This window comes from Micromonospora sp. SCSIO 07396 (assembly GCF_053667945.1).
In genome coordinates this window covers 429,552-442,626 of sequence record NZ_CM132210.1, presented here as the reverse complement: position 1 = coordinate 442,626, position 13,075 = coordinate 429,552, and the positions used below count along the sequence as shown (strand labels likewise).

The 13,075-nt window shown below is 72.9% G+C and carries 9 protein-coding genes; 2 read left to right on the top strand and 7 right to left on the bottom strand.

Annotation, left to right across the window (positions count from 1 at the left end):
* Window positions 1-51 precede the first annotated feature (51 nt).
* The 7 genes from ACWCHM_RS02035 to argS form a co-directional block, all read right to left on the bottom strand.
* Window positions 52-1,296 carry an MFS transporter gene (locus ACWCHM_RS02035; protein ID WP_204957990.1) on the bottom strand — a complete coding sequence of 415 codons (1,245 nt, stop codon included), beginning with the start codon at window positions 1,294-1,296 and terminating at the stop codon, window positions 52-54.
* A gap of 11 nt (window positions 1,297-1,307) precedes the next feature.
* Window positions 1,308-2,240, bottom strand: a complete 933-nt coding sequence (locus ACWCHM_RS02030) for a polysaccharide deacetylase family protein (protein ID WP_454221360.1) — start codon at window positions 2,238-2,240, stop codon at window positions 1,308-1,310.
* Between the two features lie 117 nt (window positions 2,241-2,357).
* The gene (locus ACWCHM_RS02025) at window positions 2,358-5,630 is read right to left on the bottom strand and encodes an efflux RND transporter permease subunit (protein WP_454221359.1); all 3,273 of its coding nucleotides are present in this window, start codon (window positions 5,628-5,630) and stop codon (window positions 2,358-2,360) included.
* 136 nt (window positions 5,631-5,766) lie between these two features.
* The gene (gene thrC, locus ACWCHM_RS02020; RefSeq protein ID WP_204957988.1) at window positions 5,767-6,816 is read right to left on the bottom strand and encodes a threonine synthase; all 1,050 of its coding nucleotides are present in this window, start codon (window positions 6,814-6,816) and stop codon (window positions 5,767-5,769) included.
* 114 nt (window positions 6,817-6,930) lie between these two features.
* Entirely contained in the window at window positions 6,931-8,244 is a 1,314-nt protein-coding gene (locus ACWCHM_RS02015) for a homoserine dehydrogenase (protein WP_454222995.1), read from the bottom strand.
* 8 nt (window positions 8,245-8,252) lie between these two features.
* On the bottom strand, window positions 8,253-9,638 hold the full coding sequence (gene lysA, locus ACWCHM_RS02010; RefSeq protein ID WP_454221358.1) for a diaminopimelate decarboxylase: 1,386 nt from the start codon (window positions 9,636-9,638) through the stop codon (window positions 8,253-8,255).
* A 5-nt stretch (window positions 9,639-9,643) separates the two neighbouring features.
* Complete coding sequence (argS, locus tag ACWCHM_RS02005; protein ID WP_454221357.1) at window positions 9,644-11,308, bottom strand: arginine--tRNA ligase; 1,665 nt, start codon at window positions 11,306-11,308, stop codon at window positions 9,644-9,646.
* 98 nt (window positions 11,309-11,406) lie between these two features.
* Between argS and ACWCHM_RS02000 the strand changes: the two genes are divergently transcribed.
* Window positions 11,407-12,225, top strand: coding sequence for a DUF3105 domain-containing protein (locus ACWCHM_RS02000; protein WP_454221356.1), 819 nt, complete (start codon window positions 11,407-11,409; stop codon window positions 12,223-12,225).
* 10 nt (window positions 12,226-12,235) lie between these two features.
* A complete protein-coding gene (locus ACWCHM_RS01995; protein WP_454221355.1) occupies window positions 12,236-12,901 on the top strand; it encodes a DUF305 domain-containing protein in 666 nt (221 codons plus the stop codon).
* Window positions 12,902-13,075 lie beyond the last annotated feature (174 nt).

Sequence of the window (13,075 nt, the reverse complement as noted above, 5' to 3'; positions counted from 1 at the left end):
CCCCCCCAGCACGGGTCGACCGCGCCGACTGAGCCGCACCGCCCGCCGTGGTCAGCGGGCGGTCAGCGGGTCACCGCCGGTGGCCGGGTCGGTGAGCGAGAGCCGGCGGGTGGCGATCCGCCAGCCCACCGCGTACACGACGGTGACCAGGCCGCAGCCGGCCAGTACCACCCGCTCGTCGACCAGGTCGACCACGCCGGCCACCACGAGCTGACTGACCGAGATCGCCAGGGTCGCCAGCATCATGTCGGTGGCGAACACCCGACCGCGCAGCCGGTCGGGCACCTCGCCCTGGAGGGCGAAGTTCGACAGCACCCAGTTGCTGCCGCCGCCGAAGTGCGCCACGAAGACCAGCAGCAGCACCAGCGGGAACCAGCTCGCCACCGCCGCGCCCAGGTAGGCCAGGCCGTACAGCGACATCGACAGGGCCAGGCCGGGCAGCAGCCAGGCCCGGTTGGTCAGCACCCGGCTCATCAGAATCGGTCCCACCAGTGCCCCCGCCCCACGCGCCGCGAAGAGCAGGCCGGTGCCGACCGGCCCGGCCCCGTACACGGCGGCCAGCAGGGGGAAGACGGTCAGCACGCCGTTGCCCAGCCCCACCGCCGACTTCACCGTGACCAGCGCCAGCACCCGGGGCCGGTGCCGGATGTGGCCCAGCGCCTCGCGGATCGCCGTCCAGGTGCGCGGGGTCGTCCGGTCGGCCTCCCGGGGTGCCTGCAACGGCCGGCGGATCAGCGCCGCCAGGCCCGCCGCCGCCACCAGGCCGACCACCCCCACCCAGAAGCAGGCGTACGGCCCGACGGCCGCGGTCAGCACGCCACCGAGGGACGCCCCGACCACCGTCATCGTCCCCCAGGCGGAGCCGGCGACGGCGTTGCCGACGGCCAGGTCGGCCGGATCGAGCACGTTGGGCAGGGCGGCCTGCGCGGCCGGCGAGTAGAACGCCTTGCCGACCGCCACCGCGGTGATCGCCACCATGGCCAGCCAGGCCGTACCGGCGTCGCGGACGCCGAGCAGCAGCAGCACCCCGAGCAGCGTCACGCCGTTCGCGGCCATCATGACCTTCCGGCGGTCGAACCGGTCGGCGATGGTCCCGGTGTACGGCAGCAGCAGCGCCAGCACCCCGGTGTCCAGCGCCAGCACCAGGGCGCCCCACACCCCGCTGCCGGTCAGTTCCGGCAGCAGCACCAGCAGCGGCACCATGACGAACCAGTCGGCCCCGAAGACCACCAGCTCGGCGAGGAAGAGATTGCGGAAGTCCCGGTTGCGGGCGAGGACGGAGAGCGGAGAGGACACGTGCCCGGACCCTACCCCCCGGTGCGGGAGCCGGTCGGGTGGGCCAGCAGCTCGGAGACCGTGACGAAGGTGTAGCCCCGGTCCTGCAGGGCGGTGATCATCGCGGCCAGCCCGCGCAGCGCCACCTGACGGTTCTCCGGGCCCGCGTCGTGGGCGAGCAGGATGGTGCCCGGCACGACGTCGGACACGATCCGCCGGGCGTGCCCCGCCGGGTCGTCCGGGTACTCCCCCTCCACCATCTGCAACGACCAGAGCACGACCCGGTAGTCGAGGCGTACGGCGGCGTGCAGCACCCCGCCGCCCAGGTGCCCGTACGGGGGCCGGACCAGCCGGGGCGGCATGCCGGTGACCTCGGCGATGGTCTCGTGCGAGCGGCGCAGGTCGTCGTGCACGGCGGCGGCGGCCAGCCTCGCCAGGTCCCGGTGCCGCCAGCTGTGGTTGCCCACCTCGTGCCGGGCCAGCCGCCCCCGGATCAGCCCGGCGTGCCGGCGCACCCGTTCCCCGACCAGGAAGAAGGTCGCCGGCACCGCGTGCGTGTCCAGGGTGTCCAGCACGGTCGGCGTCCACTGCGGCAGCGGGCCGTCGTCGAAGGTCAGCGCGACCAGCCGTCGCGTGGTCGGGACGTGCCACACCACCTGGAGCCCGCCCGAGCCGACGTCCTGCCGCCGGTTGCCGACGGTGGCGCTGGCGGGGCCGCCGGACAACGGCAGGTGCCGGTCGGCCAGCCAGGTTCCCCGGGACATGCCGGTGGCCCCCAGCGCGACGCCTCCGGCCAGCAGCGCCCCGCCGCCGAGCACCCGTCGCCGGCCCCACCGCCCGCCGCCCGGGCCGGTCGGCTCCGCCCCGTCGACGACCATCACCCAGGGTGGATCGGAGATGGCCGACAGTAGCGGAGCATGGGGTGACCGTACCCGGTGGCAGGTCTGCTGTCCCGGGTGCGCCACGACGCGCCCCCGGCCCGGTGACCCCGGACCGGGGGCGCGTCGTGGCGCGACGGCGGCTCCGCCCCCGACCCGGTCGCGGCGGGTCGGGGGTGGCCGGTGCGACGCGGCGGGGACGGACTACTCGGTAGGTGGCAGCGGCGACCGGCGGCTCTTCGGCAGCCGCAGCACCTCGAACTGGTCGGTGCCGTCCACCAGCGCCGCCGACGGGGTCGGTCGGGCCGACGGTTCACCCGACGCCTCGGCCGCCGGGGCACCCACCGGCGTCGGCACCTCCGCGGCCGGCTCGGCGGGCGTCCCGGTGGGGCCGCCCTCGTCGGAGGCCCGCCCCCGCCGGCCGGCCCGCCGCTCGCGCAGCGACTCCTTGGTGCGTTCCACCATCGTGTAGAGGGTCGGCACCAGGACCAGGGTGAGCAGGGTCGAACTGAGCAGCCCACCGATCACCACCACCGCGAGCGGCTGGGAGATGAAGCCGCCCTCGCCGGTCAGCCCGAGGGCCATCGGCAGCAGCGCGAAGATCGTCGCCACCGCCGTCATCAGGATCGGCCGCAGCCGACGCCGGCCGCCCTCGACCACCGCCTCGGTGATGCCCATCCCCTGCGCCCGGTACTGGTTGATCAGATCCAGCAGCACGATCGCGTTGGTCACCACGATGCCGACCAGCATGAGCACGCCGATCAGCGCCGGCACACCCAGCGGGGTCCCGGTGACCAGCAGCAGGGCGATCGCGCCGGTCGCCGCGAACGGGACGGAGATCAGCAGGATCAGCGCCTGGGTGATGCTCCGGAACGTCGCCACCATGATCAGGAAGACGATCGCGATCGCCGCCAGCACCGCCAGGCCCAGATCGCCGAAGGCGTCCTCCTGCTGGGCGCTCGCGCCACCCACGGCGATCGTCGCCCCCGGCACGTCCAGATCGTCCAGCCGCTTCTTCAGCTCGGCCGTCGTCGCACCGAGGTTGGAGCCGGTGGCCGTGCCGGTCACCGAGACGCTGCGCTCACCGTCGATCCGGGTGATCTGCTGCGGCCCCTCGCCCCGGGTGACGTCGGCGATGTCGTCGAGCTTCACCGGGCCCACCGGCAGCGCCCGCAACTGCTCCTCGGTCAGCGGCGGGGCCGCCGTCGTCCGCAGCACCACGTCCTGCTGGCCGCCGTCGAGGGTCACCCGGCCCAGCGCGCTGCCCCGGTACGCCTGCGACACCAACTGCCCGACCGCGGCCTCACTGAGCCCCACCCGGGCCGCGGCGAGCCGGTCGACCGTCACGTCGACCCGGGGCACCCGGTCGGCCAGGCTGGTGGCGACGTCCTCGACGCCGGGGGTGCCCGCCATCGCCGCCCGGACCTGGTCGGCGGCCCGGTTCAGGGTGTCGGTGTCGGCGGCCTGGACGACCACCTCCAACTGGCTGCCGGACGTGGCACCCTGCCCGTTGCCGAAGCTCAACTCGCCGGCCCCGGACCCGAGCCGGTCGAACTCCCGGCGCAGGACCTCCTTCATCTCCTTGGCGTCGGTGTCCCCACCGAGCGCCACCGACCACTGGGCGGTGTTGTTGCCCCCGCCGCCCAACCACGGCTGGTCGTTGCCGCCCGCGCTCACCTGGTAGGTTTCGACCCCGTCGGTACGTGCCAGCACCCCCTCGACCAGGCGGGCCGCCGCGTCGGTCGCGGCCAGCCCGGAGCCGGCCGGTAGCTTCTGGCTGATGTTCAGGGTGTCCTGGCCCGAGTCGTCGAGGAAGTTGGTCTCCAGCTTCTGGGCCAACCCGAACGTGCCGAACAGCAGCAGGATGCCCACCGCCACGGTGATCCACCGGGTCCGGCGGGTCCGGGTGGCGAACCCGATCGCCGGCAGGTACGCCCGCTGCAACGGGCTGCGCAGTTCCTTGGCCTCGGCGGCCCGGCGCACCGCCTCGTCCGCCCCGTCCCGCGGCGGCTTGAGGAACCAGTACGCCAGCACCGGGATCACCGTCAGCGACACCAGCAGCGAAGCGAGCAGGGCCACCGTGACGGTGATCGCGAACGGCGCGAAGAGCTGCCCGACGAAGCCACCCACCAGGGCGATCGGCGCGAACACCGCGACCGTGGTGAGCGTCGACGCGGTCACCGCCCCGGCCACCTCGCGGACGGCGGCGACGATCGCGTCCCGCTTGGGTTCGCCGTACTCCAGGTGGCGTTTGATGTTCTCCAACACCACGATCGAGTCGTCCACCACCCGCCCGACCGCGATGGTGAGCGCACCCAGGGTGAGCAGGTTGAGCGAGTAGTCGCCGATCCACAGGGCGAGCAGCGCCACCACCACCGACAGCGGAATGGAGACCGCGGTGACCAGGGTGGACCGGACCGACAGCAGGAAGACCAGGATCACCACGACCGCCATCAGCAGGCCGAGCAGTCCCTCGGTGGTCAGGCTCTCGATCGACTTCTCGACGAACGGGGCCTGGTCGAACACGATGGTCAGCTCGGCGCCGGAGGCGGACCGCAGGTCGTCCAGCCGGTCCCGGATGTCGTGCGAGATCCGTACGGCGTTGCCGTCCTGCGCGGCCGTCACCTGGACGCCGATGCTCTCCTTGCCGTTGGTACGGGTGATCGCGGTGGCCGGGGCGAGCTGCTGCTCGACGGTCGCCACGTCACCGAGCCGGACCGGAGCGGCCTTCGGCGCGGTCGGGGTGAGCGCGATGCCCCGCAACTGGTCGAGTGTGGTGACCGGGGCGCCCACCTGCACCGGCAGCGCGGTGGTGCCGTCGACGACCGCGCCGGCCGGGACGGCGATGCCGTTGGACTTCAGCGCGGTGGCGATCGCGGTCGGGGTCAGCTTGGCGGCGGCGAACTTCGCCGGGTCCGGCACGATCGTCACGACCTGCTCGCGGGTGCCGGTGACGGCGACCGTGCGGACCCCGTCGATCCCCTCCAGCTCCGGCACCACCGTGTCGCGCAGCTTGGCGGCGAGGGCCTGCTCGTCGCCACCGCCGGTGGCCGCCAGCACCACGGCCGGCAGGTCGTCGGTGCTGCCGGTGATGACCTGCGGGTCGACCTCCTCGGGCAGTTGCGCGTCGACCCGGCTCAGCGCGGTCTGCATCTTGTTGGCCACGTCGTCGATGTCGGTGCCGAAGACGAACTCCACCGCGATCGTCGCCGACCCCTCCCGCGAGGTGGAGGTGACCTTCTCCAGGCCGGGAATGCTCCGGAGACTGTTCTCGATCGGCTCGGCGACCTGCGCCTCGACGATCTCCGGCGAGGCGCCCGGGTAGACCGCGACGACGAACGCGCCGGGGAACTCCAGCGAGGGCAGCAACTGCTGCTTGAGCGAGGGGACGGCGAACGCCCCGAACGCCGCGGTCACCACCGCGATCAGGGCGACGAGCCCCCGGTTGGCGAGGCTGGATCTGGCGAGCAGCGACATCGGCGTGGCTCACTCCTGGGAGAGGGGACAGCGTGAGGAAAGTCTGCCCGACCCGGTCTCCCCCACCTGTCACGGGGTGGTCACCCGACGGCCCGGTCGACGGGGGACGGCACCGTCGCCCGGCGCGGGGCGGGAATCAGGCCAGGTCGAGGGAGCGGGCCGCGGTCAGGGCGTCGTTGGCGATGGTGATCGGGGCGGGGGCGGTGGAGATCGCCCACTCGGGGTCCTTCAGGCCGTGGCCGGTGACCGTGCACACCACCGTCGACCCGGCCGGCACCCGACCCTCGGCCCCCTGCTGGAGCAGCCCCGCCACGCTGGCCGCGCTGCCCAACTCGACGAAGACCCCCACCTCCCGGGCGAGCAGCCGGTAGGCGGCCAGGATCTCGCGGTCGGTCACCGCGGCGATCAGCCCCTGCGAGGTGTCCCGGGCGTCGAGCGCCTTGGTCCAGCTCGCCGGGTTGCCGATCCGGATGGCGGTGGCGATGGTCGACGGCTCCGGCACCACCTGGCCGCTGACGATCGGGGCCGCCCCGGCGGCCTGGAAGCCATACATCTTCGGGGCGCGGGTGGCGTTGCCGGCGCGCAGGTCCTCCGAGTAGCCCATCCAGTAGGCGGAGATGTTGCCGGCGTTGCCGACCGGCAGGCAGTGGATGTCGGGGGCGTCACCGAGCGCCTCGACGATCTCGAAGGCGGCCGTCTTCTGGCCGTGCAGCCGGTCCGGGTTGACCGAGTTGACCAGGGCCACCGGGAAGTCCTGGGCGAGCTTCGAGGCCAGCGCCAGACAGTCGTCGAAGTTGCCCTGCACCTGGAGCAGCTTGGCCCCGTGCACCAGCGCCTGGGCCAGCTTGCCCAGCGCGATCTTGCCCTGCGGCACCAGCACCGCGCAGGTGATCCCGGCCCGGGCCGCGTACGCCGCGGCGGAGGCGCTGGTGTTGCCGGTGGAGGCGCAGATGATCGCCTTGTCGCCGGCCTCGACCGCCTTGGAGACGGCGACGGTCATCCCCCGGTCCTTGAACGAGCCGGTCGGGTTGGCCCCCTCGACCTTCAGGTAGACGTCCGCGCCGAGCCGGGCGGAGAGCGCCGGCGCGGGCAGCAGCGGGGTGTTCCCCTCGTGCAGGGTGACCACGGGCGTGGCGTCGGTGACCGGCAGCCGGTCCCGGTACGTCTCGATCAGGCCCCGCCACATGTCGCTCTCCTCGCCTCTGCCGCCCCGGTCGCGCCGGAGCCCCTGCCAGCCTGGACCAGCCTCGCCCATCGCGCCCCGGCACACCCACCGATAACCATCAGGCGAGACGCCCGGTCACGCCCCGCCCTCGACCCGCAGCACGCTGGCCACCGACCGGACGATGTCCAGCCCGCGCAGCTCCCGTACCGTCGCGGCGAGCGCGGCGTCCGGGGCGACGTGGGTGACGATGACCAGGTCGGCGTCCTCGCCACGGCCGGCCGGACCGCCACCGGCCGGCCCCTGCCGGACGGTGGCGATGGACACGTCGTGCCTGGCGAACACCCCGGCCACCGCCTGGAGCACACCCGGCCGGTCGACCACGTCGAGACTGATGTGGTAACGGGTCAGCGCCTCGCCCATCGGCCGGACCGCCAGGTCGGCGTAGGCGGACTCGCTGGCCGCATGGGCGCCGGCGAGCCGGTTACGGGACACCGCGACCACGTCGCCGAGGACCGCGCTGGCCGTCGGCGCACCACCGGCCCCCCGGCCGTAGAACATCAGCTGCCCGGCCGCCTCGGCCTCGACGAAGACCGCGTTGAACGCGTCGCCGACGCTGGCCAGCGGGTGGGTCAGCGGGATCATCGCGGGGTGCACCCGGACGCTGACCGTCTCCCGGCCGGCGGCGTCGGTGCCCCGGGCGGCGATGCAGAGCAGTTTGATGGTGCAGCCCATCGCCTTGGCGCTGGCCATGTCGGCGACGGTGACCTCGGTGATGCCCTCACGGTGCACGTCGGCGGCGGTGACCCGGGTGTGGAAGGCCAGCGAGGCCAGGATGGCGGCCTTCGCGGCGGCGTCGAAGCCCTCCACGTCGGCGGTCGGGTCGGCCTCGGCATACCCCAGCTCGGTCGCCTCGTCCAGCGCCTCGGCGAAGCCGGCGCCGGTGGCGTCCATCGCGGAGAGGATGAAGTTGGTGGTGCCGTTGACGATGCCGGTGACCCGGTTGATCCGGTCGCCGTGCAGCGACTCGCGCAGCGGGCGCAGCAGCGGGATCGCCCCGGCGACGGAGGCCTCGTAGTAGAGGTCGGCCGCGCCCTCGGCCGCCGCGTCGTGCAGGGCCGCGCCGTCCTCGGCGAGCAGCGCCTTGTTGGCGGTGACCACGCTCTTGCCGGCGCGCAGCGCCTCCACCAGCCAGCTCCGCGCCGGCTCGATACCGCCGACCACCTCGACGACGACGTCCACGTCGTCGCGTTTGATCAGGCCGAGCGGGTCGGTGGTGAACAGCGCCGGGTCGACGGGGAGGCCACCCCGGTCCCGGCCGAGGCGGCGCACGGCGATACCGGCGATCTCCAGCGGAGCACCGATCCGGGCGGCCAGGTCGGCGGCCTGCTCGTGCAGCAGCCGGACCACCTCGCTACCGACCGTTCCGCAGCCGAGCAGAGCCAAGCGCACAGGTGACGTCATCCCACATCCAAAGCGAGCAGGTCTTCTTCGGTCTCCCGCCGTACGATCAGCCGGGCTCGGCCGTCACGCACCGCTACCACCGGGGGGCGGGGCACATGGTTGTAGTTGCTGGCCATGCTCCGGCAGTACGCCCCCGTGCCGGGGACCGCGACAAGATCTCCGGGCTGCACGTCGGCGGGCAGGAATTCATCCTTCACCACGATGTCCCCGGACTCACAATGCTTTCCCACCACGCGGGCCAGCAGTGGCTCGGCGGTCGAGGTCCGGCCGGCCAGCGTCGCCGAGTACGAAGCGTCGTAGAGGGCGGTCCGGATGTTGTCGCTCATCCCGCCGTCCACGCTGACGTACGTGCGCAGCCCGTCGACGTCCTTGACGGTGCCGACCGTGTAGAGGGTGAACACGGCGGGGCCGACGATGGCCCGGCCCGGTTCGATCGACAGGTGCGGGACGGCCAGGTTCTCCGCCGCGCACTCCGAGTCGACGATCCTGCGGAGCCGCTTGGCCAGTTCCGCCGGGGTCGACGGGTCGTCCTGGGTGGTGTATGCGATGCCGAAGCCGCCGCCCAGGTCCAGCTCGGGCAGCTCCACCCCCCGGGCGTCGCGGATCTGCGCCTGCAGGGCGAGCACCCGGCGGGCGGAGACCTCGAAGCCGCTGGTGTCGAAGATCTGCGAACCGATGTGCGAGTGCAGCCCGCGCAGGTCCAGCACACCCTCGTCGATGACCCGGAAGGCCGCCGCGGCGGCGGCCCCGCCGGCCAGCGAGAACCCGAACTTCTGGTCCTCGTGGGCGGTGGCGATGAACTCGTGGGTGTGCGCCTCCACCCCGACGGTGACCCGGATCAGCACGCCGGGGCGGACCCCGCGTTCCCGGGCCAGCGCGGTGAGCCGGTCGATCTCGGTGAACGAGTCGAGGATGATCCGCCCCACCCCGGCGTCCAGCGCCCGGGTCAGCTCGGCGACGGACTTGTTGTTGCCGTGGAAGCCGATCCGCTCGGCGGGCATCCCGGCCGACAACGCGGTGGCCAGCTCGCCGCCGGAGCAGACGTCCAGGTGCAGGCCCTCCTCGGCGATCATCCGGACCACCGCCCGGCAGAGGAACGCCTTGCCGGCGTAGTAGACGTCCACGTCGGGGAAGGCGTCCCGGAAGTCCCGGGCCCGCGAGCGCAGGTCGTCCTCGTCGAGGACGTACGCCGGGGTGCCGTACCCGGCAGCCAGTTCGCGGACGTCGAGGCCCGCGACGGTCAGCGCGCCGCCCGCGCCGCGCTCGACCTGGCGCGGCCACAGCTGCGGGACCAGGGCGTTGACGTCGGCCGGCGAACGCAGCCAGCCCGGCCCCCGGTCTCCGATGTCGCCGTGCAGGGCACCGGCTTCGTGGGCACGCATCAGGGCTACATCCTCTCCGGGGCGGTGACGCCGAGCAGGCGCAGCCCGTTGGCGATCACCGTGCGGGTGGCGTCGTTGAGCCAAAGCCGGGCCCGGTGCAGGTCGGTGACCTCCTCGTCGCCGCGCGGCAGGACCCGGCAGTTGTCGTAGAACCGGTGGTACGCCCCGGCCAGGTCCTCCAGGTAGCGGGCCACCCGGTGCGGCTCGCGCAGCTCGGCGGCGGCGGCGACCACGGCGGGGAACTCGGCGAGCGCCTTGAGCAGCTCGTTCTCCTTGTCGTGGTCGAGCAGCTCGGGATGGAACCCGGTCCCGTCGCCCCGACCCAGGCCGACCTCGGCGGCGTTGCGGCCGACGCTGGCCGTGCGGGCCGCGACGTACTGCACGTAGTAGACCGGGTTGTCGCGGGTGGCCCGGGTCCACAACTCGACGTCGATGTCGATCGGGGAGTCGCTGGAGTAGCGGGCCAGCGCGTAGCGGGAGGCGTCCACCCCGATCGCGTCGACCAGGTCCTCCAGGGTGACCACGGTGCCCGCGCGCTTGCTCATCCGCAGTGGTACGCCGTCGCGGACCAGGTTGACCAGCTGGCCGATGAGGATCTCCAGGTTGACCGCCGGGTCGTCGCCGAAGCAGGCGGACATCGCCTTCATCCGCCCGATGTAGCCGTGGTGGTCCGCGCCCAGCATGATCACGACCCGCTCGAAGCCGCGCTCCCGCTTGTCCAGGTAGTAGGCGCAGTCGGCGGCGAAGTACGTCCACTCACCGTTGGACTTGCGCAGCACCCGGTCCTTGTCGTCACCGAAGTCGGTGGTGCGCAGCCAGGTCGCCCCGTCGGCCTCGTACAGGTGGCCCTGCGCGCGCAGCCGGTCCAGGGCGAGGTCCAGCTCACCCCGGTCGTGCAGGTCCTTCTCGTTGAAGTAGGTGTCGAACTCCACCCCGAAGCCGCGCAGCGAGGACCTGATCTCGGCGAACATCAGCGTGACGCCCTCGACCCGGAACACCTCCTGGGCCTCGCCGTCGGGCAGGTCGAGCACGTCCGGCCGGATCGCCCGGACCTGCTCGGCGATCTCGGCGATGTACGCCCCGCCGTAGCCGTCCTCGGGGGCCGGCTCGCCCTTCGCCGCGCAGAGCAGCGACCGGGCGAACCTGTCGATCTGCGACCCGGCGTCGTTGAAGTAGTACTCGGTGCCGACGTCGGCGCCGGTGGCCCGCAGCAGCCGGCTGAGCGCGTCGCCGACGGCCGCCCAGCGGACCCCGCCGATGTGCACCGGGCCGGTCGGGTTGGCCGAGACGAACTCCAGGTTGATCCGCTGGCCGGCGAGCCGGTCGCTGCGGCCGTACTCCTCGCCGGCCTCGACGATCACCCGGGCGAGCTGGCCGGCGGCGGCGGCGTCGAGCCGGATGTTGAGGAAGCCGGGGCCGGCGATCTCCACCGACTTGATCCCGGCCGCCCGACCGAGCTGGTCGGCCAGCGCGGCGGCCAGCTCCCGGGGCGGGACGCCGACCTTCTTGCTGAGCTGGAGGGCCAGCGTCGAGGCGTAGTCGCCGTGGTCGGGGTTACGCGGTCGCTCCACCGCCGTACGCCCCGGAAGCGCGGCGGGGTCGAGCCCGCGCTCGGTGAAAACGGCGTGGGCTGCGGAGAGGACGACCTCGGCCAGTTCTGCGGGAGTCACCGAACCATGTTATCGGGGGTAGACTCGGGCACTCGGCGGCGACCCTGAGCGTCACCCGGCCCGCCAGTTCCCCTGACCGACCGACCTGACGAGGGACGATGAGCATCAGCACCCCGGGCGGCCCGCAGCGCCGTCCGACCGTGGTCAGCACCGGTAAGAAGCCGGCGGCGGGCCGGCCCGCCGCCGGCGCCAGCAAGCCCGGGGCCGCCAAGTCCACGGGCACCCCCCGGCAGACCTCGGGCGGCAAGGGCCCGCGCAAGCCGATCACCCCGGTGAAGGTGAGCCAGGGCCGGTCCTGGGGCCCGATCGCCCTGTTCGTCGCCGTGGGCGTGCTCGCTGTCTCGATCATCGGTTACGGCGCGTACGCGGCCTTCCAGGGTTCCAAGTCGTGGGAGCAGCGGGCCGCCGACATCGACGGCATCGTCAACTTCCGGAAGAACGACCCCAAGCTCGTCCAGGGCGGCCAGCACCAGCAGGGCGCGATCAAGTACGACGTGCTCCCGCCGGTCGCCGGCCCGCACAACCCGGCCTGGCAGAACTGCATGGGCGACGTCTACGACGCCCCGATCGCCAACGAGCACGCGGTGCACAGCCTGGAGCACGGCACGGTGTGGATCACCTACCGTCCCGACCTGCCGGCCGACCAGGTCAGCAAGCTGCGCAGCAAGGTGCAGGGCGTGGAGAAGGCCATGCTCAGCCCGTTCGAGGGGCTGGACAAGCCGATCTCGCTCCAGGCGTGGGGCTACCAGCTCAAGGTCGACAACGCCGACGACAGCCGGATCGACGAGTTCATCAAGACGCTGCGGGTGAACGCCTCGGTCGAGGGCCCGAACGCCAACTGCGGTCAGGGCATCACGGCCACCGGCACCGCCCCGCGCGACAACGTCCCGCAGCAACAGCAGCAGCCCACCCAGTGAGGACGTGGCGATGACCGCTCCCGCGACGACCGACACGCCGCCCGTCGAGCCCCCGGTCACCCCCGCAGGTGACCGGCGGCCCGCCGGCCGTTACGGCGTGCTCGTGCTGGCCGCCGCCGTCGTGGTCGGCCTCCTCCTCGGGTACGCCGGCGGCCTGCTCACCCCGACGTTGACCCGGCCTGGCGACAGCTCGGCGGAGGCCGGCTTCGCCCGGGACATGAGCACCCACCACGCCCAGGCGGTCGAGATGGGGCTGATCGCCTTCGACCGGGGCACCGACCCCGAGGTGCGGCAGATCGGCGGTGACATCGCCACCGGCCAGCAGGGCGAGATCGGCACCATGCAGACCTGGTTGCGGTCGTGGGGGCTCGACCCGACCGGCAGCGAGCCCCGGATGGCCTGGATGCCCGACGGGGCCACGGTCGAGAACGGTCTGATGCCGGGCATGGCGACGCCTGAGGAGATGGCCAAGCTGCGCGTCGCCCAGGGACGCGAGCTGGACGTCCTCTTCCTCCAGATGATGATCAAGCATCACCTCGGCGGCATCCACATGATCCAGGGCATCCTCGACGCCGGCAGCGACGACGACGTCCTCAAGGTCGCCCAGATCATGAAGAACACCCAGCAGACCGACCTGACCAACCTGCAGAACGCGCTGAAGCGCCTGGGCGGCTGACCCGCCCGACCTCCTGGGAGGCACGCGTACCGCCCCGGCGGACGCGGGCCTCCGCGCATCCACCGACCCGGTGACGGGATATGGGTGATTTGCATCTTTAGCGTGCTGCGCACCTTTGAGCCCCTACGAGAGCTTTCTACCCACATATCGTGACCAGTTGCGATTAGTGCTCGT